The organism is Bradyrhizobium sp. USDA 3364 (genome assembly GCF_054056355.1).
Window position 1 is genome coordinate 4,108,988 of record NZ_JBSRYG010000002.1, and the last position, 20,762, is coordinate 4,129,749.

A 20,762-nucleotide genomic window follows, 5' to 3' on the forward strand; every position below is an offset into this window, starting at 1 on the left:
CTCGTTCCGGGCCCCCCTTAATCCGCAGGAATTCGTTCGTGAACTCTTCACCATCTGCATCGCGACACGGTGATACCTCCGATCTGTTCGACCAATCCGCGCTCAGCGACCTCGCGCAGCGGCTGGTCGATGCCGCAAGGCGCGCCGGCGCCGATGCGGCCGATGCCATCGCGGTGCGCGGCGTCTCGCAGGGCGTCGAGGTCCGCGACGGCCGCGTCGAGGAAACCGAGCGCTCCGAAGGCGACGACGTCGGACTTCGGGTGTTCGTCGGCCAGCGCCAGGCGGTGGTGTCGACCAATGACGTCACCGGCGACGGGATCGCAAAGCTCGCCGAGCGTGCGGTCGCGATGGCGCGCGTCGCGCCCGACGACAAATATGTCGGCCTCGCCGATCCGGCGCTCCATGCGCATGATTTCCCGGATCTCGATCTGCTCGATCGCAATGTTCCCTCGACTGCCGAGCTCGAGCAGCGCGCCATCGAAGCCGAGGCCGCGGCGCTCGCGGTCAAGGGCGTCACGAAGTCCGGCGGTGCGTCGGCCTCGACCGGGATCGGCGGCATGGTGCTGGTGACCTCGACCGGCTTCCACGGTTCCTATCTGCGCTCCAGCCACGGCATCTCGACCACGGCGATTTCCGGCGAAGGCACCGGCATGGAGCGCGACTACGACTTCACCAGCGCGCCGCACGCGTCCGATCTCGATTCCCCCGCGACCGTCGGCCGCAAGGCCGGCGAGCGCGCGGTGGCGCGGGCGAATCCGCGCAAGGTCGAAACCTGCAAGGTGCCTGTGGTGTTCGATCCGCGGGTTGCCGGTTCGATCGTCGGCCATCTGGTCGGCGCCATCAACGGCGCCTCGATCGCGCGCAAGACCAGCTTCCTGAAGGACAAGCTCGGCGAGCAGCTGTTCTCCAGGGACATCCGCATCATCGACGATCCGCTCCGTGTGCGCGGCCTGCGCTCGCAGACCTTCGATGCCGAGGGCGTCAGGGTGCGGAAGATCGCGCTGATCGACGAAGGCGTGCTGACCACCTGGGTGCTGGACTCCGCGACCGCGCGCGAGCTCGGCCTGGTGACCACCGGGCATGCGCATCGCGGCGTGTCGTCCTCGCCGTCGCCCGGAACGTATAATCTGCATCTCGAGCCGGGAGCCGTGACGCCGAAGGAGCTGATCTCCGACATCAAGCAGGGCTTCTACGTCACCGACCTGATCGGTTCCGGCGTCAACGGCGTGACCGGCGACTACAGCCGCGGCGCGTCCGGCTTCTGGATCGAGAACGGCGAGATCACCTATCCGGTCAGCGAAGTGACCATCGCCGGCCATCTGCTGCCGATGTTCAAGTCGCTGGTCGCCGCCAACGACCTGGAATTCCGCTACGGCGTCAATTCGCCGACGCTGCGCATCGAGGGCCTGACGCTTGGCGGACGCTGATACGGACGACTGGACCAAGGCGCGCGATGCCGCCTTGCTGACCAGATCGGTGCAGGAGGCGGGCCGGCTCGCATCGTCGCTGTTCCGCACCGAATTGAAGAACTGGATCAAGGGCGCGTCCTCGCCGGTCTCCGAGGCCGACATCGCGGTCAACGACCTCCTGGAGCAGCAACTGCGCTCGGCGACGCCGGCCTATGGCTGGCTGTCGGAGGAGAGCGCCGACAACGAGAGCAGGCTCGGCAAGCGCTTCACCTGGATCGTCGATCCGATCGACGGCACCCGCGCCTATCTCGGCGGCCGCGAGGATTGGTGCGTCAGTGTGGCGCTGGTTGAAAATGCTACTCCGGTGCTCGCGGCGGTGTATGCGCCGGTGAGCGAGGAATTCTTCTTTGCCGCCCGCGGCCAGGGCGCCACCCTGAACGACGGCGCCGTGCATGCAACCGCAGGTACCGATTTCAATTTTCCCCGCATGGCCGGACCGAAGCCGCTGGTGCAGCGGCTCAGCCCGACGCCGGAGGAGATCACGCTGTTTCCGCGCATCGGATCGTTGGCGCTCCGGCTGTGCCGTGTAGCACAAGGTCGACTTGACGCCGCCTTTGCGGGCGGGCAAAGCCGCGACTGGGATCTTGCCGCCGCGAATTTGATCGTGCAGGAAGCGGGTGGTAGGATGACAGCGCTCTCGGGGGAAGCGATTGAGTACAATCGTCGGGAGGTGACGCATGGGGTGCTGGTGGCAGCAGGACGCGAACGTCATGCACGCATTGTCGAGCACTTCCGCAGCCGTCCATTGCCGTGAGGCCCCGCCGATCCGCTCAGCGTTTCCGATTGTGACGAATAGACTTGTTGCAACCAGACCTGTGACGACCAGAACTTCATTTGTTTGCCGGGCATCTCGTTAGGAAAGCACCATCATGTCAGACAATGCCCAGCCGCAGCTGCTTCACCTCGTTATCGGCGGCGAGTTGACCGATCTCGAGCACAACACCTTCAAGAATCTGGACGAAGTCGAGATCGTCGGCGTGTACCCGAACTACGCGACCGCCTATGCCGCCTGGAAGGCCAAGGCGCAGCAGACGGTGGACAACGCCCAGATGCGCTATTTCGTCGTTCACCTCCACCGGTTGCTCGATCCTGAGCAGGACACAAAGCATTCCCATTGAAACGACTTTTTCGCGATCTGCTGCGCAGCGGCTTCGTGCAGCGCGCGCTGGGTGTGCTTGCGGCCGAGTATCTGCGGCTGGTCTGGCTTACCAACCGCTTCAGCTACCAGCCGACTGACGTGTACGGGATCGTCGAGCCCATGATGCCGGCGATCTTCGTGTTCTGGCACGGCCAGCACTTCATGACCCCGTTCATCAAGACCAAGGAGAGCTACCGCGCCAAGGTCCTGATCTCCCGCCACCGCGACGGTGAGTTCAACGCCCTTGCGGTCGAGCGGCTCGGCATCGGCACTATCAGAGGTTCCGGCGATCATTCCGGCGCGTTCCATCGCAAGGGCGGCGTCGGCGCCTTCCTGGAAATGGTTCGGGCGCTGGAAGACGGCTGCAACATCGCCACCACGGCCGACGTGCCGAAGCGGGCGCGGGTGGCGGGCCTCGGCGCCATCATGCTGGCGCGGGAGAGCGGCCGGCCGATCATGCCCTTTGCGATGGTCACCAGCCGATTCATTCGGTTGAAAAACTGGGATTCGACCACCATCAATTTGCCATTCGGGCGCGGCGCAGTGGTAGGTATTGAGCCGGTCTATGTGCCGCCCGATGCCGATGCCGCGACGATGGAAGAGCTTCGGCTGCACGTGGAGGAACTTCTCAACGAAGCGACCCGACGTGCCTATGCAGCGGTCGGGCGGCCGGAGGCAGCGCTTGGCTAACTCGCTACCGATGACGTTGCGTGTGTACCGCAAGCTGTCGTCCGCGATGGTGCCGCTCGCGCCTGCCTTGATCAACCGGCGGCTCAGGCTCGGCAAGGAGGATCCGGAACGCGTCGGCGAGCGGCGCGGGATCAGTGCCGATGTGCGGCCGCAGGGGCCGCTGGTGTGGATCCACGGCGCGAGCGTCGGCGAGGTGCTGGCGGCGGCCGGGCTGATCGAGCGGTTGCGCGCGCTCAATTTGCGTATCCTGCTCACCTCGGGCACGGTGACCTCGGCCGCGATCGCCGCCAAGCGCTTTCCGCCCGACGTCATTCATCAATACGTGCCCTATGACTCGCCGCGCTATGTCGCGCGTTTCCTCGATCACTGGCGGCCGTCGCTGGCGTTGTTCATCGAATCCGATTTGTGGCCGAACCTGATCCTGTCGAGCGCCGCGCGGCGGCTGCCGATGGTCCTGATCAACGGGCGGATGTCGCAGCGCTCGTTTCCGCGCTGGCGCCGGGTCTCCAACACCATCGGAGCGCTGCTCGGACGGTTCGACATCTGCCTTGCGCAGTCGAAGACCGACGCCGAACGCTTTGCCGCGCTCGGCAGCCACAACGTCGCCGTCACCGGCAACCTCAAGCTCGACGTCGCGGCGCCGCCGGCCGATCCGGCCAAGCTGGAGCGGCTGATGTCGGTGACGCGCGGCCGCGCCATCGTGGTCGCCGCGTCCACCCATCCCGGCGAGGAAGAGATCCTGATCGAGGCGCACCAGTCGCTCGCCGGATACTTCCCCGGGCTGCTTACCGTGATCGTGCCGCGGCATGCCGCGCGCGGTGAGGCGGTGGTGCGGCTGGTGACGGAGGCCGGCCTGCGCCCCGGCCTGCGCTCGCATGAGGATCTGCCGGTCGCGACAACAGACATCTACGTGGCCGACACGATGGGTGAGCTCGGCCTGTTCTATCGCCTCGCGCCGATCGTGTTCATGGGCGGCTCGCTGGTTGCGCATGGCGGCCAGAATCCGATCGAGGCGATCAAGCTGGGTGCTGCGATCGTGCACGGCCCGCACGTCTTCAATTTCACCGACGTCTATGACGCGCTCGACCGCGGCGGCGGCGCGCAGCGCGCCGACGATCGCGAAGCGCTGGTCAAGCAGCTCGGCCAGTTCCTCGCCGATCCCACGGCGCGCGACACGTCGCTGGCCGCCTCCGAGCGCGTCGTCGAACAGCTTGGTGGTGCGCTGGAGCGCACGGTGACCGCTCTCGAGCCCTATCTGTTGCAGTTGCGGCTCGAGATGGGAGCCGCCAATGCGTGAGCCGGCCTTCTGGCACCGGCCATCGTCTTGGATTGCATCTCTGTTGAGCCCTCTTGCCGCGCTCTATGGCGCGGTCGCCGCGCGGCGGATGCGGCAACCCGGCGTCGATGCCGGCATTCCCGTGTTCTGCGTCGGCAACTACCATGTCGGCGGCGCCGGCAAGACGCCGACCGTGCTGGCGCTGGCAAAGCTGCTGCGCGAGCTCGACGAGCGCCCGGTGGTGCTGAGCCGCGGCTATGGCGGCGGGCTTGAAGGCCCGGTCAAGGTCGATCGTAACGGCCACACCGCGGCCGATGTCGGCGACGAGCCGCTGATGATGGCGGCGACTCTGCCGGTCGTGGTGTCGCGCGACCGCGCCGCGGGTCTGGCGCTGGCACGTGCGCAGAACGCCAGTGTGATCCTGATGGATGACGGCTTCCAGAATCCGTCGGTGGCGAAGGATTGCTGCCTGATCGTGATCGATGGCACGCGCGGTGTCGGCAACGGCCGCGTGTTTCCGGCGGGACCCTTGCGCGCGCCGCTGCCGCCGCAGCTGGAGCGCACCGACGCGCTGATCGTGGTCGGCGAGGGCAGCGGAGCGAAAGTGATAGCGGCCGATCTAGCCTTCCGTGGCACACCGGTGCTGTCCGCGCATCTGAAGCCGGACGAGGCCGCGCTGACGGCATTGCGCGGCACACGTGCGCTCGCCTTCGCCGGCATCGGCGATCCCGCGCGCTTCTTCACCACATTGCGCTCAAGCGGCGTCGACGTCGTGCGCAGCAGGGCGTTCGCCGATCATCATGCCTTCGACAAGGAGGAGATCGCACAGCTCGTTGCGGATGCGAAAGGTGAGGCCCTGACGCTGTTGACGACGGAAAAGGATCTTGCGCGGTTGCGGGGGCCGGACGGGATGCCGGCCTGGGCGCAGCCGATCGTGCCGTTCGCGGTGACGCTGCAATTCGATGACGTTGCCGCGCTGCGGCGGTTCGTCACTGATCAGCTGTTCAAGGCGCGCGACAGGAGGCTGCGCAGATGAGCCTGGAGTCGAGCTCAGGCCTGCGGCTTGAGCACGCCGGGATGGTGGCGCTGCAGCACGGCGGTCGGGGTGGCGTAGGCCTCCTGCAAATCGACGCTCCAGTATTTCAGCTCGTCGAGCGGAATCCGGACGTCGGTGATGGCACAACGCACGAAGGTGCCGGGCGAGATCACGCGGAAATCGCCGTCGAGATATTGCACCTGCGCTTCGCCATGGCCCGAGGGACCGAACTTGTTCAGCACGATTGAGCTCTCCGCCTTGCCTCCGATGAGGCAGCCTTAAATGTTCATGAAGCCGTCTATCACAGATAGGGTGCCATGTCCGCCCGTTAAACCACCGACTTGTGATGATTTGGCGGCGGAGGCGCATGGTAGCCTTGCGCGTGTGGCCCGCTGTGTTTGCAGCGCCATAACGAGCCGGCCGGATCGGATGCGCCTCACGTCAGTTTTCATGTGCCTCGCCATGCTTGCCGTGCCGGCCGCGGCTGCGGCGCCGCTCCCGGCTCCGCATCAGGTCGAGATTCCCGAAGGCAATGTCACGCTGCACGCGCAGCTCTACCGGCCCGACGGCGATGGGCCGTTCCCGACGGTCATCGCGCTGCATGGTTGCGGCGGCCTGGCCGGCAAGTCCGAGCAGGTCGCGCCGCGCTATCGCGACTGGGCCGAGCAATTGCTGACGTCCGGCCATGCCGTGCTGCTGCCGGACAGCTTTGGTTCGCGCGAGCTCGGCCCGCAGTGCCGCAAGGAGCATCAGGTCCAGACCCGCCGCGCGCGGGTCGCCGACATCAACGCCGCGCGGCAGTGGCTGGTGCAGCAGAAATGGGTGGCGAAGAGCCGCATCAGCCTGATCGGCTGGGGCAACGGCGCGGCCGCCTTGCTCTGGGCGGTGCGGCCGCAGATGTGGTCGCGCAATGTCGAGCCGGACTTCCGTTCGGCGGTGGCGTTCTATCCGGATTGCCGCACCTCGTTCGGCCTCGGCTGGAGCGCGCGGGTGCCGACGCTGGTCCTGATCGGCGCGCGCGACGACGTGACGTCATCGTCGGCCTGCCACCAGATGGTCGATGGCGCGCGCGGCCGCAGCGCGCTGGCGCGGATCGTGGTCTATCCCGAGGCCTACCACGACTTCGATCGCGCCAATCTGCCGCTGCATGCGGTCGCGGCCTCCGATGCCGATATCGCCGAGCGCGGTCACATCGGCACCGATTCCGACGCGCGCAAGGATGCGCAGAAGCAAGTTGCGGAGTGGCTGTCGCGTTAGAGCTACTGCGTCACAAGCCCCTCATGGTGAGGAGCGCAAAGCGCGTCTCGAACCATGAGGCCCTTTCTGTGGCCTACATCCTTCGAGACGCCCGCTCTGCGGGCTCCTCAGAGGCTGTGAATCTTTGTTCGGGATGAGGGTTGAGTTTTCCTACGCGGAGTGATTCCTGCAGCTGTACTATCCGAGAGGTGCAGCGATGCCTGGCGACGAACTGTTTGCCGATCTTCCGGTACAAAAAGCTGAGCGGGAGAGCGATCCGGGGCAGCCGCGGATGCGGGAACCGGTACGCGATCAGATCGAGCTTCGGGCAGTCGATCTGGAGGCGCTGGTAGCCGCCGATCATCCAGTCCGGGTGATCTGGGCTTACGTCGAGAAGCTTGATCTGGGCGAGCTTGAAGAGGCGATTAGAGCTCGAACCCACACGGCGGGACAGGCCCCGGCGAGCCCGCGGCTTTTACTGGCACTGTGGCTTTATGCGACGAGCGAGGGGGTTGGCAGCGCGCGAGCGCTGGCCAGGCTGTGTGAGAGCCACGACGTCTATCGGTGGCTCTGCGGCGGGGTGAGTGTGAACTATCACGGCCTTGCCGACTTCCGCACGGCGCATCCGGAGCTTCTGGATCGGCTGTTGAGCGAAAACATCGCCAGCCTGTCGGTGGCCGAGATCATCGACCTCGATGAGGTGGCGCAGGACAGAGTGCGGGTACGTGCCTCGGCTGGGAGCAAGTCGTTCCGCCGCCGCAGGAAGCTTCACAAGGAGTTGCGCAAGGCGCAACGATTGATCCGACAGCTGAAGGACGAAGCAGCCGACGATCCGCAAGCCAGCAGCCGGCGGATCGCTGCGGCCAACGAACGGGCCCTGCGTGAACGCGAGCAGCGCGTGGCGGCAGCGCTGAAAAAGCTGGCCGAGATCGAGGCGGAACGCGAACGGCGCAGCAAGACCAACAAGAAGGAGGTCGAGAAGCAGAAGGAGCCGCGCGCCTCCACCACCGACCCCGATGCCCGCGTCATGAAAATGGCCGATGGCGGCTTCCGCCCCGCCTACAATTGCCAGCTCTCGACCGTCGCCGGTGGCCAGATCGTGATCATCCCGGACGTCAAAAACCGTCGGCTCCGACCGCGGCTTGGCCCGGCCGATGCTGGAGGAGATCAACCGCCGCCATGGCCGATGGCCGAAGCGGTTGCTGATCGACGGCGGCTTCAACAAGAATGAGGATACCGAGTGGGCGGCTGACCGCGGCATCAAGGTCTACGGGCCGCCTTCACGCAGCAAGCACCAGCGCGACCCATATGAGCCACGCGACAACGATGGGCCCGGCGTCGCCGCCTGGCGAGCCCGCATGAAGAGCCCACGTGGCAAGTCGATCTACAAGCGTCGAGCCCAGGCGGAGTGTATCAACGCTCGCTTCCGCAACTGGGGCCTGCAGCAGTTCACCGTACGCGGCCTCAAAAAGGTCCAGACGGTCCTGCGCTGGTTCGCACTCACCAACAACATCCTGGCCGGCCACCGCCTGCTCCAGGCTGCAGCTTGAAGCCTGGCCATCAAATCGTCAAAGCCCAATCCCGCTTTGCCGCAGCTGCTAACTTCAAATAGGGTCACAGCCTCTCAGGATGAGGGGACAGGGCGTTCGGACGCAGTAGAGTTAGAACAAACTGCCCTGATCGACCGGCTTGATGACGCGCTTCGGCGCCGCCGGTTTCGCCTCGCGCGGCGGCTTCGGCTGGCTCTCGGGGGCGACCGTTGCCGGGGGCTGATTGGCGTCAGCGGTGGCGGCGACGCGGCCGTCGGCGAACTCGATCGACAGGCTGGCGTTCGGGCCGACCGCTGCCGCCGAATGCAGCGCATGTCCGTGTTCGTCGCGCACCAGCGCGAAGCCGCGCGCCAGCACGCCGCGATAGGACAGCGCCGACAACAACTGGCCGCTGTGGGCGACCCGCGCCTCCAGCCGCTGCATCGTCGTCTCCAGCGCGCGGCGGGCGCGCTCGGCGAGGCGATGGGTACGTTCCAGATCGCGGGCGATCGCGTTGCGCTGCGCCTTGGCGTTGGCGAGCTTCGAGGCCTTGAGCCGGATCTCGAGCCCGCTGAAGCGCTCGCGCCTGCGATGCAGCAGCGCGCGCGCCGACAGCGTGATGCGCTCGCCTGATGCGGTGAGCCGCTGCCGCGCATGCGCGATCTGGCCGCGCAGCACGCCGATGGTGAGCCGCGAACTTGACGCGGCAAAGCGGCGGAAATGCGCGTGCGTGTTGGCCTTCAGCCCGCGCGGCAACCCGGCTGCGAGATGATCGAGCCGCTGCCTGGGGATCGCGAGCAGTTCGTTCGCCGCCGGCAGCGCACGCGCCGCCGCGCGCAGCTCGGTGCGGCGGGCCTCCTGGGCACGCTGCCAGCACACCATGGTGCGGCGGGCCAGCGCCTGAACCTCGACGAACAGCTCGCTCCGCACCGGCACCGCCATCTCGGCGGCCGCGGTCGGCGTCGGCGCGCGCTTGTCGGCGACGAAGTCGATCAGCGTGATGTCGGTCTCGTGGCCGACCGCCGAGATCAGCGGGATATGGCTCTCGGCGGCGGCCCGGACCACGATCTCCTCGTTGAACGACCACAGATCCTCCAGCGAGCCGCCGCCGCGCGCGACGATCAACAGGTCGGGCCGCGGGATCCGGCCGCCCTCCGGCAGCGCATTGAAGCCGCGGATCGCGGCCGCGACCTGCTCGGCCGAGCCGTCGCCCTGCACCTTGACCGGCCAGACCAGCACGCGGCGGGGAAAGCGGTCCTCCAGCCGGTGCAGGATGTCGCGGATCACGGCGCCGGTCGGCGAGGTGACGACGCCGATCACCTCGGGCAGCCAGGGCAACAGCTGCTTGCGGGCCTCGTCGAACAGGCCCTCGGCCGCGAGCTTCTTCTTGCGCTCCTCCATCAGCGCCATCAGGGCACCGACGCCGGCCGGCTCCAGCGAATCGATGACGATCTGGTACTTCGAGGAGTTCGGATAGGTGGTCAGCTTGCCGGTGGCGATGACCTCGAGGCCCTCCTGCGGCTTGAAGCGCATCCGGGCATGGGCGAATTTCCAGATCACCGCCTCGATCTTGGCGCTCTCGTCCTTCAGGGCGAAATAGCAGTGCCCGGAGGAGTGCGGGCCGCGAAAGCCCGAAATCTCGCCGCGGACGCGGACATGGCCGAACCGGTCCTCCACCGTCCGCTTCAGGGCGGAGGAGAGTTCCGAGACGGTGAATTCAGGCGCGTTGACGAGATTCGGAGCAGCGGTCATCTGACTTATAGAATCGGGGTTTTCGACCCCGTGTGCAAGGTCCGGACGCCGCGTTTCAAGCGTCGAATCACATATCCACATGATCGAACCGCGTGTTGCTGCGGTCGGCGAGCGTGCTAAACCGGACCAAACGGCGTTACAACCCCTCTAATCGGCGACACAGATGAACATCCTCCTGCTCGGTTCCGGCGGCCGCGAACATGCGCTGGCGTGGAAGATCGCCGCATCCCCGCTGGTCGAAAAACTCTGGTGCGCGCCGGGCAATGCCGGGATCGCGCGGGAGGCCGAATGCGTCGCGCTCGATGTCGCCGACCACGCCGCGGTGATCGCGTTCTGCAAGGATAACGCGGTCGATCTGGTAGTGGTCGGCCCGGAAACGCCGCTCGCTGCCGGGATCGTCGACGACCTCTCAGCCGTCGGCATCAAGGCGTTCGGCCCGAGCCGGCAGGCCGCCCAGCTCGAGGGTTCGAAAGGCTTCACAAAGGACCTCTGCAGCGAGTTCGACATTCCGACCGGCGCCTATCGCCGCTTCGACAACGCGAAGGACGCGCTGGCTTACGTCCGCGCCCAGGGTGCACCGATCGTGGTCAAGGCCGACGGGCTCGCCGCCGGCAAGGGCGTCGTGGTGGCGCAGACGCTGAACGAGGCGGAAGCCGCGATCGCGATGATGTTCGAGGGCGCGTTCGGCTCGGCCGGCGCCGAGGTGGTGATCGAGGAGTTTTTGTCGGGCCGCGAGATCAGCTTCTTCGCGCTGTGCGACGGCGAGACCGCGATCCCGCTCGCCTCGGCGCAAGACCACAAGCGGGTGTTCGATCACGACAAGGGCCCGAACACCGGCGGCATGGGCGCCTATTCGCCGACCCCGTTCGTGACGCCTGAGGTGCACGACCAGATCATGGCGCGGATCATCCTGCCGACGGTGGCCGGAATGAAGAGCCGCGGCACCCCGTTCAAGGGCGTGCTCTATGCCGGCGTGATGCTGACGGCGCAGGGCCCAAAGCTGTTTGAATACAATGTCCGCTTCGGCGATCCCGAGTGCCAGGTGCTGATGCTGCGGATGATGTCGGACATCGTGCCGGCGCTGCTCGCCTCGATCGACGGGCAGTTGAAGAACTTCGATCTGCGCTGGTATCCGGACCCGGCGCTGACGGTCGTGATGGCGGCCAAGGGCTATCCCGGCGACTACATCAAGGGCACGCGGATCGACGGCCTCGATGACGCTGCCAAAGTCGAGGGCGTCGAGATCTTCCACGCCGGCACGGTGGCGAAGGACGGCGCAATCCTTGCCAACGGAGGTCGCGTGCTGAACGTCTGTGCGATGGGCAACACGGTCACAGAAGTGCGCGACCGCGCCTATCAGGCGGTCGATCGCATCAAATGGCCGGAAGGATTCTGCCGCCGCGATATCGCCGGGCAGGCGGTGGAGCAGGAAAAAGCGAAGGGTTAGCTGGTCTCGTCATTGCGAGGAGCGAAGCGACGAAGCAATCCATCTATCCCCGTGTCGAGGAATGGATTGCTTCGCTTCGCTCGCAATGACGGTGGTTACAGCAAATCGCCGCCCGTGGCTGATGCCGTGGTGCCGTGCTCGCGGAATGCCTTGATGACGTTCTTGCCGATCTTCCACTTGTGCACCTCGTCGGGGCCGTCGACCAGCCGCTGCGAGCGCACCTGGGTGTACCACTTCGCCAGCGGCGTATCCTGGCTGAAACCGAGCGCGCCGTGGAGCTGGATCGCGGTGTCGATCACCTTGTGCACCATATGGGCGTGGAAGATCTTGGCGATCGAATTCTCCTGGCGGATGTCGAGGCCCTTCTCGGCCTTGTAGGCGATGTGCAGCAGCATCAGCCGGCCGATATAGAGCTCGCTGGCGCAATCGGCGAGCATGAACTGCACCGCCTGGCGATCGGCCAAGAGCTGGCCGAAGGTGGAGCGCTTGGTGACATGGGCGACCGCCATGTCGAGCGCGCGCTGCGCCTTGGCGACGTTGTGCATGCCGTGGCGGAGCCGGCCATAGGCGAGGCGATGCTGGCCCATGTTGAAGCCGTTGCCCTCGCCGCCGAGCAGATTGTCGGCCGGCACCTTCAGATCCTTGATCTCGATCTCGGAATGGCCGCCATGGATCACGTCGTCATGCGGGCCCTCGATCGCCATGTTGGCGACGTTGCGCTTGATGCGGTAGCCGGGGTTGGGCAGCTCGACGATGAAGGTGGAGTATTGCTTGTGGCGCGGCGCGTTCGGATCGGTCTTGGCCATGACCAGCGCCATATCGGCGACGCTCGCCGACGACGAGAACCACTTTTCGCCGTTGAGGATGTAGTTCTCGTTGCCGTCCTTCACGGCTGATGTCTGCATGCCGGTGGCGTCGGCGCCGGCGGCCTTTTCCGTCATCGAGAAGCAGATCCGCTTCTCGCCGTTCAACAGGGGCTTGAGGAATTTCTCCTTCTGGTACTCGGTACCGTGCGCCAGGATCGTCATCATCGAGGCGTCGTCCGGCCCCTGCGTGTTCATCGAGAGCGCGCCGAGCATGCTCTCGCCGAGCTCCATCTGCACCAGCGCGTTGGCGAGCGGGCCGAGGCCCATACCGCCATACTCCTTCGGCACGAAGGGGCACCACAGGCCCTGCGCGCGGGCCTTCTTGCGCAGCGGTCCCAGCACCTCTGCGAGCGGCTTGGTGTCGAGTTCCTTTTCCGCCGGAATGCACTCGTCGTGGACGAATTTGCGAACCTTCTCGCGGATCGCCTTGGCTTCGGCGGGAATTTCGAAATCGATCGACATGGCACTTCCTCGTTTCATGTTGTTGTTGGCAGGACCTCAGGATGGCATAAACCAAGCCAGCGGCAACGCCGAACAAAGTTTGAAGCGCGGCGCACGCGACCGGGAAGGAGCCTCCGATGCCTGATCTCGCTGATCTTTTTCCCGGCTATGAATCCAGATGGGTCAACACCTCGCAGGGCCGCATCTTTGCCCGCGTCGGCGGCAAGGGTCCGCCGTTGCTCTTGCTGCACGGCTTCTCCTCGACCCATGTGATGTGGCACACGGTTGCGCCGAAGCTCGACGACAGGTTCACGCTGATCATCGCCGACCTGCCCGGCTACGGCTGGTCCGACATGCCCGACAGCGACAAGGATCATACGCCCTATACCAAGCGGGCGTGGGCGAAGACGATGATCGAAATGATGGAGCAGCTCGGGCACGTGCACTTCGCGCTCGCCGGTCACGACCGCGGCGGCCGCGTATCGTACCGGCTGGCGCTAGATCATCCCGGCCGGCTGTCCAAACTCGCGGTGCTCGATATCGCGCCGACCTATGACTACTGGCAGAAGCTCAATCGCCTGTCGGCGCTGAAGATCTACCACTGGGCGTTCCTGGCGCAGCCCTATCCGCTGCCGGAGACGCTGATCTCCAACAATGGCGAATTCTTCCTCAAGGAGAAGATGGCAAGCCAGACCCGGACCAAGACGCTGGAGGCGATCGATCCGCGCGCGCTCGCGCATTATCTGGCGCCATTCCGCGATCCCGCGCGCATCCACGCGATGTGCGAGGATTATCGCGCCGGCGCCTATGCGGACTATGAGATCGACAAGGCCGATGTCGACGCCGGCAACAAGATCACGATCCCGATGCTGGCGCTGTGGGGCGATGCCGGCGTTGCCCGCGCGGCAACCACGCCGCTCGACACGTGGAAGACCTGGGCCACCAACGTCAGCGGCGCGCCGGTGGCCTCAGGGCATTTTCTCCCCGAGGAAGCTCCGGACGCAACGGCGAAGCTGCTGCGGGAGTTTTTCCTGGCGGGGTAGCTGCATCCTAGACCCGTCATCCTGAGGAGCGCGGAACGCGCGTCTCGAAGGATGCACGGCCCGGCCGGTGGCCGTCGACCCTTCGAGACGCGCTACGCGCTCCTCAGGGAGACGGATTTATCTTTCGCGCCCCTACCTTCGCTCCCTGAAGAACTCGCGCAGCAGGCGCGCCGCCTCGGTCTCGCCGACCGCGCCATAGACTTCCGGCACGTGGTGGCAGGTCGGCTGTGCGAAGAACCGCACGCCCGACTCGACCGCGCCGCCCTTGGGGTCGGCGGCGCCGTAATACAGCCGGCGGATGCGGGCGAAAGAGATCGCGCCGGCGCACATGGTGCAGGGCTCCAGCGTGACGTAGAGGTCGCAATCGACCAGCCGCTCGGTGCCGATGGCATCCGCGGCCTGCCGGATCGCCAGGATTTCGGCATGGGCGGTGGGGTCGCGGTCGGTCAGCGTGCGGTTGCTGGCCGAGGCAATCACCTCATAGCCCCGCACAATGACGCATCCGATCGGAACTTCGCCCGCTTTTCCGGCATTTTCGGCGGTTTTCAGCGCCAAATCCATGAAAGAAGGGGCCGACATGCCTCGTATCATCGGAAGAAACCTGCTAGTAGCTTCGCCTTCAGCAAAAGTGGATGCCGGTTTTGCGTCAAGCGCGCTGCCAACGGGGCGCGTACGACCGGTTGGCCCTTGCACCCCAATTGAACGCCCAGGCGAGAACATTCATGCCCCGCGATAGCGACAAACACAACGATTCCCGCGGCCGGCGTGATCGGCCCGGCGGAGGGGGCCGCGCCGGAGGCAAAGGCCGCTCCGGAGCTGCCCGCGGACCGGACAAGAAATTCGCCAAGCGCGGCTTTGCTGGCAAGGACGATGGCGAGAAGCGACCCTATCGCGGCGATCGCGAGGACCGTCCGCCGCGCCGCGATTTCGGCGACAAGCCCAGATTCAGCCGTGACGATCGTCCCCGTGGCGATCGGCCGGCGCGTGGCGGCGAGGGCGGCAAGCGTCCGTTCAAGCCACGCGGCGAGCGCCGCGACTTCGATGCGGGCGATCGTCCGCAGCGCGGCGGCGCGCGTTCGGAGGGCCGCTCGTCTGATCGCAAGTTCGGTGAAAAGCGGTCCTATGGCGATCGCGAGAAGCGTCCCTATACGCCGCGTGGCGAGCGCGACGGCGAGAAGCGTTCCTATGCGCCGCGCGGCGAGCGCGCCGAACGCAAGTTCGACGACCGCAAGTTTTCGCGCGGTGACCGCGACAAGGGTTCGTTCCGCGACAAGGGCGAGGGCCGCCCGTTCCGCCGCCGCGAGGATGGCGATGCGCCGCGCCGCGATTTCGGCGACCGGCCGCGCTTCAAGCGCGACCGCGACTTCGAGGGCCGCGACCGCAGCGACGAAAAGCCCTGGCAGAAGCGCGAGCGCACGCCGCGCGACGGCTACAAGCCGCGCGACGACCGTGGCGGCGACGAGCGTCCGCGCTTTTCGCGCTCCCGCGAGGATCGCGGCGGCGACGACCGTCCGCGGTTCTCCCGCTCCCGCGACGATCGTGAGCAGGGCGATCGTCCGAAGTTCAGCCGGCCGCGCTGGAAGCAGGATGAGGACGGCGGCGACCGCCGTGACAGCCGGCGCCGTGAGCGGCCCGAAGGCCGCACCGACTGGCAGGAGCATCCGCGCAGCGAGGGCCGCTTCTCCGACCGGCCGCGTCGCGACAATGAGGACGACAGCAGGATCTTCGCCAAGCGCCCGGCGTTCGGCGGCCGCGGCGCCTATCGCGAGCGCGCCTATGACGACCGCCGCGAGCGTCCGGAACCGAAGCCGAAGAAATCCGGCGAGCGCATCGCCAAGGTGCTGGCGCGCGCCGGCCTTGCGTCGCGCCGCGATGCCGAGGAGATCGTCACCCAGGGCCGCGTCACGGTCAACGGACGCGTGATCAACTCGCCGGCGCTCGATATCACCGACAACGATGTCGTGGCGGTCGACGGCAAGCCGTTGCCGCCGCGCGAGCGGACCCGGCTGTTCATGTATCACAAGCCGCGCGGGCTGATGACGACGCATGCCGATCCCGAGGGGCGGCCGACCGTGTTCGACAATCTGCCCGAGGGCCTGCCGCGCCTGATCTCGATCGGCCGGCTCGACTTCAACACCGAGGGCCTGTTGCTGCTGACCAATGACGGCGGGCTGGCGCGGACGCTGGAGCATCCCGACACCGGATGGCTGCGACGTTACCGCGTGCGCGCGCATGGCGAGGTGACGCAGGGTCAGCTCGACCAGCTCAAGGACGGCGTCGAGGTCGACGGCGTCAAATACGGGCCGATCGACGCCACGCTGGAGCGCGACCAGAGTGCCAACGTCTGGGTGGTGTTCGCGATCCGCGAGGGCAAGAACCGCGAGGTGCGCAACGTGATGGCGCATCTCGGGCTCGAGGTGAACCGGCTGATCCGGATTTCCTACGGCCCGTTCCAGCTCGGCGAGCTCGAGGAGGGCAAGGTCGAGGAGGTCAAGACGCGGGTGCTGCGCGAGCAGCTCGGCGAGAAGATCGCCAAGATCGCGGGCGCGGATTTCACGCGGCCGGAGCAGCGTGACACCGGTAACAGTGACGATGCGCCCGCCAGGAAGCCGGCCAAGGCGAAGCGCGAAACCATCAATGATCGCAAGGGCCGCCGCGTGCTGGTGCAGCGCACCGGCAGCGAGGAAGCCCGCGCGCGCAACGAGGACGAGGCCAACGGCTACGGCCCGCCGCGCCGTCCCAAGCGCGGCTATCACGGCAAGCGCGATCTCAAGTCGCAGGACGAGTAGGGATCGACAATGGGCCGCGCGTTTTTTGCCACTGTCGTTACCGGGTGGCACGCCGCGCTCCCTTCCCCCTTGTGGGGAAGGGTTGGGGAAGGGGGTGCGGCTTGCACGGACCTCCCGTGTGGCACCCCTCTCCCTAGCCCTCCCCCACAAGGGGGGAGGGAACGCACTGCCCGTGCCGCCAATATCGGGGCACCCTAATGCGTGTCGTCGGGGGCAGGCTGAAGGGCCGCAATCTCGCTTCGCCCTCGGGCCGCGAGATCCGTCCGACCGCGGACCGGTTGCGCGAGTCCGTGTTCAATATTCTCGTCCACGCCTATGACAACCCGATCGAGGACGCCCGCGTGCTCGATCTGTTTGCCGGCACCGGCGCGCTCGGCATCGAGGCGGTGTCGCGCGGCGCCAGGTTCGCGCTGTTTGTCGACAATGGCGCCGAGGCGCGGGCGCTGTTGCGCAACAATGTCGAGTCGCTCGGCCTGGGCGGGACCACCAAGGTCTATCGCCGCGACGCCACCGATCTCGGGCCGGCGCATCCGGTCGAGCCGTTCTCGCTGGTGTTTCTCGACCCGCCCTATGGCAAGGGTCTCGCGGACAAGGCACTCGCCTCGCTGCGCGACGGCGGCTGGCTCGTGCCGGGCGCGCTGCTCGTGGTGGAGGAGGCCAAGGCCGCGGCATTCGCGGCACCCGAGGGCTTCGAGGAGCTCGAGCGGCGGGCCTATGACGACACGGAGTTCGTGTTTCTTCGCGAAAAAGTGTAGGCCGAATTGGCGCCGGCGGCATCCGCCGGACCTTCTGGCGGAACACGGATTCGGCTAATCCTCGCAGCGGCGGTACCATCGCCATTTGCGGGGGCGAACCATGGCCGACACACTTGCCGGGCTCGCGGATCAGCTGGAGATGCGCGTCAAGGCGTTGCGCAGCGCGGGCGATGACGCGGCGCTGCTTGCGGCCGCGCGCGATGCCGCCGACCAGATCGAGCGCCGCCGTCGTGGCGCGCTGGATGGCGACGCGCACGAAGCGCTCCGGATCGTTCAGCGCATGACGTTCAACGCCGCGGCCGATTGCTGGCCGGGCTGGAGCGTGACTGGCAAGCCGATCAACCCCGATCACCTGCTGGCGGCGCGCGACCTTGCCGAGCGCTCGCTGGATATCGTGCAGGAGCTGGAGCTCGGACCGTTGCGGCTGGGAACGGGCGCCTGGCTGGTGGGCGCCTTCGATCTGGCGCTTGGTCGATATCTCGAGGCGATCGACATCTTTCGCGGTGCGCGTCAGAGCTATGTCGACGCGAGGGCAGCTGGCCTGGTGCTGCTGACCGACGGCTATGTCGCGATCGCGCGGCGGCTTGCCGGGGATCGGACGTCATCCCGCGATGAAGATCTCGATCAGATCTGCAAGCGGATCGCGGCAGGCGGGTTCGACGACGGCGACGCGTGGATCGCGCAGCTTCGCACGGCGCTGAACGCCTTCGCGCGGCAGGATTCGCGGGATCGGTAAAATTTGTGGATAGGTAGTCAGGGCGCCAAGATCTGTCGTCCCGGCGAAAGCCGGGACCCATAACCACCGCACTGTGTGATGAAGTTCGCTGGAGCCACAGCCTCGCACAACAAGCGTACCCTGTGGTTATGGGTCCCGGGTCGCGCTTCGCTTGCCCGGGACGACGGAGTGCGGCGACTATCTCCGCCCGAACAGCTTTTCGATATCGCTCAGCTTCAGTTCGACATAGGTCGGCCGGCCGTGGTTGCACTGGCCGGAGTTCGGCGTGTCTTCCATCTCGCGCAGCAGCGCGTTCATCTCTTCCGGCTTGAGGCGTCTCCCGGCGCGGACCGAGCCGTGGCAGGCCATGGTGGCGGCGACGTGCATCAGCCGGCGCTCCAGCGGCAGCGCCTCGTCCCACTCGGCCATGTGCTCGGCGAGGTCACGCAACAAAGCCGCGGCATTGGCCTTGCCGAGCAGCGAGGGCGTCTCGCGCACCGCGACCGCGCCGGGGCCGAAGGATTCGATCGCGAGCCCGAACGATGCCAGCTCCTCGGCGCGGTCGAGCAGTTTCTCGACGGTCGCCTCATCGAGTTCGACGATCTCGGGGATCAGGAGAATCTGCCGCTGCACGCCGTTCCTCGCGAGCGAGGCCTTCAGCTTTTCATAAACGATGCGCTCATGCGCCGCGTGCTGGTCGACCACGATCAGGCCATCGCGGGTCTGCGAGACGATGTAGGTCTCATGGATCTGGGTACGCGCCGCGCCGAGCGGGCGGTCGAGCATATCAGGCGCGGGTGCGGCCTCGAAGCGCACATCGGCCGTCGGCGTGCCGACGTCGAAGGCCGCTTGCCCGGGCTCGGCGAAGGCGGGCGCCGCCGCGCCCTCGAACGCGCGCACCGGACCAGCCGGATAGGACGGCGAGCTGCGCCAGTCCCAATTGCCCGGGCGCGATGGCGTGGTGAAGACAGGGCGGAACGCCGAAAGCGTCGCGCCGTCAGCGGTGTTGGCCGCGGTGCGCTTGCCTTCGCGCGCGAGGCCGTCCTTCAAGGCATGCACGATCAGCGCGCGCACCAGGCCGGCATTGCGGAAGCGCACCTCGGTCTTGGCCGGATGCACGTTGGCGTCGACCTCCTGCGGGTCGCAGGTCACGAACAGCGCCACCACGGGATGGCGGTCGCGCGGCAGATAGTCGGAATAGGCCGCGCGCACCGCGCCGAGGATCAGCTTGTCGCGCACCGGACGGCCGTTGACGAACAGATATTGCCCAAGCGCATTGGCGCGGGTCAGCGACGGCGCGGCGGCAAAGCCCTCGACCGTGACGCCCTCGCGCTCGGCGCGCACCTCGATGGCGCTGGCGCGAAAGTCCGCGCCGAGGATGTCGCCGAGCCGGGTCAGCCGGCCGGCCGCGCCGGGCAGCGCCGCGGCCCAGGTCACCGGCGCGCGCTCCTCGCCGGCCAGCGTGAAGGCAATGTCGGGGCGCGCCATGCCGAGGCGCCGCACCACCTCGCGGATCGCCTCCGCCTCGGTGCGATCGGTCTTGAGGAATTTCAGCCGCGCCGGCGTGGCGTAGAACAGTTCGTTGACCTCGACGCGGGTGCCCTGGCCGAGCGCGGCCGGCATGACCTCGGATTTCTCGCCGCCCTCGACCGCCAGCGACCAGGCGTGCGGCTCGCTGGCATGCCGCGTGGTGATGCCGAGCTTGGCGACCGCGCCGATCGACGGCAGCGCCTCGCCGCGGAACCCGAGCGTGCGGATGCGCAACAGGTCTTCGTCGTCCAGCTTGGAGGTGGCGTGGCGATCGACCGCAAGCGCAAGGTCGGCGCGGGTCATGCCGCCGCCGTCGTCGGTGATGCCGATCCGGCGCCGCCCGCCGCCGTCGGTGAACACGTCGATCCGGCTCGCGCCGGCGTCGATCGCGTTCTCGACCAGTTCCTTGACCACGCTCGCAGGGCGTTCGACCACCTCGCCGGCGGCGATGCGGTTGACGAGCTGTTCGGGAAGCTGGCGGACGGGCATGGCGGCCGGATGTGATGGAGATTCGAGGGCGCGGCCATTCTAGTCGGCCCATCGGCCAAATGCATGGGGCGGCCCGCGAATAGCTGCCTTTAGCTGGGGATGGAGCCGGCCTATCGCCTTGAAGACACTCGCCTTCGCGTGTGCGCCGGCTACGCCCTACGTGGCGATTGTGACGCCGCACGCGCGGGTATATCGTTTAGAAAAATTATAAGTTCTTGCCGGAGGAACGCCATGTGCCATCTTTTCGCGCACCAGCCGCAACGCAATTATGAATCGCAGACCCGGTCGCTGCGGATCGGCGGTCACTGCACCTCGATCCGGCTGGAAATGTCGTTCTGGGACACGCTGGAGGAGATCGCCGCCAAGGAGGGGATGAGCGTCGCCAAGTTCGTCACCACGCTGTATGGCGAAGTGCTCGACCACCATGGCGAGGTCAATAATTTCGCGTCGCTGTTGCGCTGCTGCTGTCTGATCTATCGCTCGCAGAGCACCACGGCAGTCTCCGCATTTCAGGGCCAGCCTATCCTCGACGCCGCCGAATAGGCTTTCGGACCGATCGCG

General features: G+C 66.8%; 18 protein-coding genes and 1 pseudogene. 14 read left to right on the plus strand and 5 right to left on the minus strand.

The annotated features are described in order from the left end of the window. The first annotated feature begins 38 nt into the window (after positions 1 to 38). The 6 genes from ACVILL_RS19405 to lpxK all read left to right on the plus strand — a co-directional run bounded on the left by ACVILL_RS19405 (position 39) and on the right by lpxK (position 5,609). A complete protein-coding gene (locus ACVILL_RS19405; protein WP_456730528.1) occupies positions 39 to 1,427 on the plus strand; it encodes a TldD/PmbA family protein in 1,389 nt (462 codons plus the stop codon). Further along, positions 1,414 to 2,223 carry a 3'(2'),5'-bisphosphate nucleotidase CysQ gene (locus tag ACVILL_RS19410; RefSeq protein ID WP_456730529.1) on the plus strand — a complete coding sequence of 270 codons (810 nt, stop codon included), beginning with the start codon at positions 1,414 to 1,416 and terminating at the stop codon, positions 2,221 to 2,223. Before ACVILL_RS19405 ends, ACVILL_RS19410 begins: the two co-directional genes overlap by 14 nt. A 115-nt stretch (positions 2,224 to 2,338) precedes the next feature. After that, complete coding sequence (locus ACVILL_RS19415) at positions 2,339 to 2,587, plus strand: DUF4170 domain-containing protein (protein ID WP_016848023.1); 249 nt, start codon at positions 2,339 to 2,341, stop codon at positions 2,585 to 2,587. Further along, on the plus strand, positions 2,584 to 3,297 hold the full coding sequence (locus ACVILL_RS19420; RefSeq protein WP_456730530.1) for a lysophospholipid acyltransferase family protein: 714 nt from the start codon (positions 2,584 to 2,586) through the stop codon (positions 3,295 to 3,297). Before ACVILL_RS19415 ends, ACVILL_RS19420 begins: the two co-directional genes overlap by 4 nt. Next, positions 3,260 to 4,594, plus strand: a complete 1,335-nt coding sequence (locus tag ACVILL_RS19425) for a 3-deoxy-D-manno-octulosonic acid transferase (RefSeq protein WP_456730531.1) — start codon at positions 3,260 to 3,262, stop codon at positions 4,592 to 4,594. The genes ACVILL_RS19420 and ACVILL_RS19425 overlap by 38 nt, the downstream gene beginning before the upstream one ends. Beyond that, on the plus strand, positions 4,587 to 5,609 hold the full coding sequence (gene lpxK / locus ACVILL_RS19430) for a tetraacyldisaccharide 4'-kinase (RefSeq protein WP_456730532.1): 1,023 nt from the start codon (positions 4,587 to 4,589) through the stop codon (positions 5,607 to 5,609). Before ACVILL_RS19425 ends, lpxK begins: the two co-directional genes overlap by 8 nt. Before the next feature lie 14 nt (positions 5,610 to 5,623). On the opposite strand, the gene ACVILL_RS19435 is transcribed toward lpxK, so the two are convergent. Then, on the minus strand, positions 5,624 to 5,851 hold the full coding sequence (locus tag ACVILL_RS19435; protein ID WP_016848019.1) for a DUF2093 domain-containing protein: 228 nt from the start codon (positions 5,849 to 5,851) through the stop codon (positions 5,624 to 5,626). A gap of 220 nt (positions 5,852 to 6,071) precedes the next feature. Between ACVILL_RS19435 and ACVILL_RS19440 the strand changes: the two genes are divergently transcribed. After that, on the plus strand, positions 6,072 to 6,866 hold the full coding sequence (locus ACVILL_RS19440) for a dienelactone hydrolase family protein (protein ID WP_456730533.1): 795 nt from the start codon (positions 6,072 to 6,074) through the stop codon (positions 6,864 to 6,866). Positions 6,867 to 7,062: 196 nt separating this feature from the next. Then, positions 7,063 to 8,395 (plus strand): annotated as a pseudogene (locus ACVILL_RS19445) (IS1182 family transposase). 111 nt (positions 8,396 to 8,506) lie between these two features. Here ACVILL_RS19445 and xseA read toward each other — a convergent pair. Continuing rightward, positions 8,507 to 10,126, minus strand: a complete 1,620-nt coding sequence (gene xseA / locus ACVILL_RS19450; protein ID WP_456730534.1) for an exodeoxyribonuclease VII large subunit — start codon at positions 10,124 to 10,126, stop codon at positions 8,507 to 8,509. Positions 10,127 to 10,289: 163 nt separating this feature from the next. Here xseA and purD point away from each other — a divergent pair, with 163 nt between their 5' ends. After that, a complete protein-coding gene (gene purD, locus ACVILL_RS19455; RefSeq protein WP_456730535.1) occupies positions 10,290 to 11,573 on the plus strand; it encodes a phosphoribosylamine--glycine ligase in 1,284 nt (427 codons plus the stop codon). Between the two features lie 95 nt (positions 11,574 to 11,668). On the opposite strand, the gene ACVILL_RS19460 is transcribed toward purD, so the two are convergent. Then, on the minus strand, positions 11,669 to 12,901 hold the full coding sequence (locus ACVILL_RS19460; protein WP_456730536.1) for an acyl-CoA dehydrogenase family protein: 1,233 nt from the start codon (positions 12,899 to 12,901) through the stop codon (positions 11,669 to 11,671). Between the two features lie 116 nt (positions 12,902 to 13,017). Here ACVILL_RS19460 and ACVILL_RS19465 point away from each other — a divergent pair, with 116 nt between their 5' ends. Continuing rightward, the gene (locus ACVILL_RS19465) at positions 13,018 to 13,923 is read left to right on the plus strand and encodes an alpha/beta fold hydrolase (RefSeq protein WP_456730537.1); all 906 of its coding nucleotides are present in this window, start codon (positions 13,018 to 13,020) and stop codon (positions 13,921 to 13,923) included. A 132-nt stretch (positions 13,924 to 14,055) separates the two neighbouring features. Here the strand turns inward: ACVILL_RS19465 and ACVILL_RS19470 are convergent, their stop codons facing one another. After that, on the minus strand, positions 14,056 to 14,514 hold the full coding sequence (locus ACVILL_RS19470) for a nucleoside deaminase (protein WP_456730538.1): 459 nt from the start codon (positions 14,512 to 14,514) through the stop codon (positions 14,056 to 14,058). Between the two features lie 131 nt (positions 14,515 to 14,645). Here ACVILL_RS19470 and ACVILL_RS19475 point away from each other — a divergent pair, with 131 nt between their 5' ends. The 3 genes from ACVILL_RS19475 to ACVILL_RS19485 all read left to right on the plus strand — a co-directional run bounded on the left by ACVILL_RS19475 (position 14,646) and on the right by ACVILL_RS19485 (position 18,203). Next, on the plus strand, positions 14,646 to 16,712 hold the full coding sequence (locus tag ACVILL_RS19475; RefSeq protein ID WP_456730539.1) for a pseudouridine synthase: 2,067 nt from the start codon (positions 14,646 to 14,648) through the stop codon (positions 16,710 to 16,712). Between the two features lie 197 nt (positions 16,713 to 16,909). Further along, positions 16,910 to 17,467: a 16S rRNA (guanine(966)-N(2))-methyltransferase RsmD gene (gene rsmD / locus ACVILL_RS19480; protein ID WP_456730540.1), complete on the plus strand. Its 558-nt coding sequence runs from the start codon at positions 16,910 to 16,912 to the stop codon at positions 17,465 to 17,467. Between the two features lie 100 nt (positions 17,468 to 17,567). Then, on the plus strand, positions 17,568 to 18,203 hold the full coding sequence (locus ACVILL_RS19485; RefSeq protein WP_456730541.1) for a hypothetical protein: 636 nt from the start codon (positions 17,568 to 17,570) through the stop codon (positions 18,201 to 18,203). Between the two features lie 177 nt (positions 18,204 to 18,380). Here ACVILL_RS19485 and mutL read toward each other — a convergent pair whose 3' ends face one another. Further along, a complete protein-coding gene (gene mutL, locus ACVILL_RS19490) occupies positions 18,381 to 20,201 on the minus strand; it encodes a DNA mismatch repair endonuclease MutL (RefSeq protein WP_456730542.1) in 1,821 nt (606 codons plus the stop codon). A 231-nt stretch (positions 20,202 to 20,432) separates the two neighbouring features. On the opposite strand from mutL, the gene ACVILL_RS19495 reads away from it, so the two are divergent. Beyond that, entirely contained in the window at positions 20,433 to 20,744 is a 312-nt protein-coding gene (locus ACVILL_RS19495; RefSeq protein ID WP_456730543.1) for a ribbon-helix-helix domain-containing protein, read from the plus strand. The last annotated feature ends 18 nt before the right edge of the window (positions 20,745 to 20,762 follow it).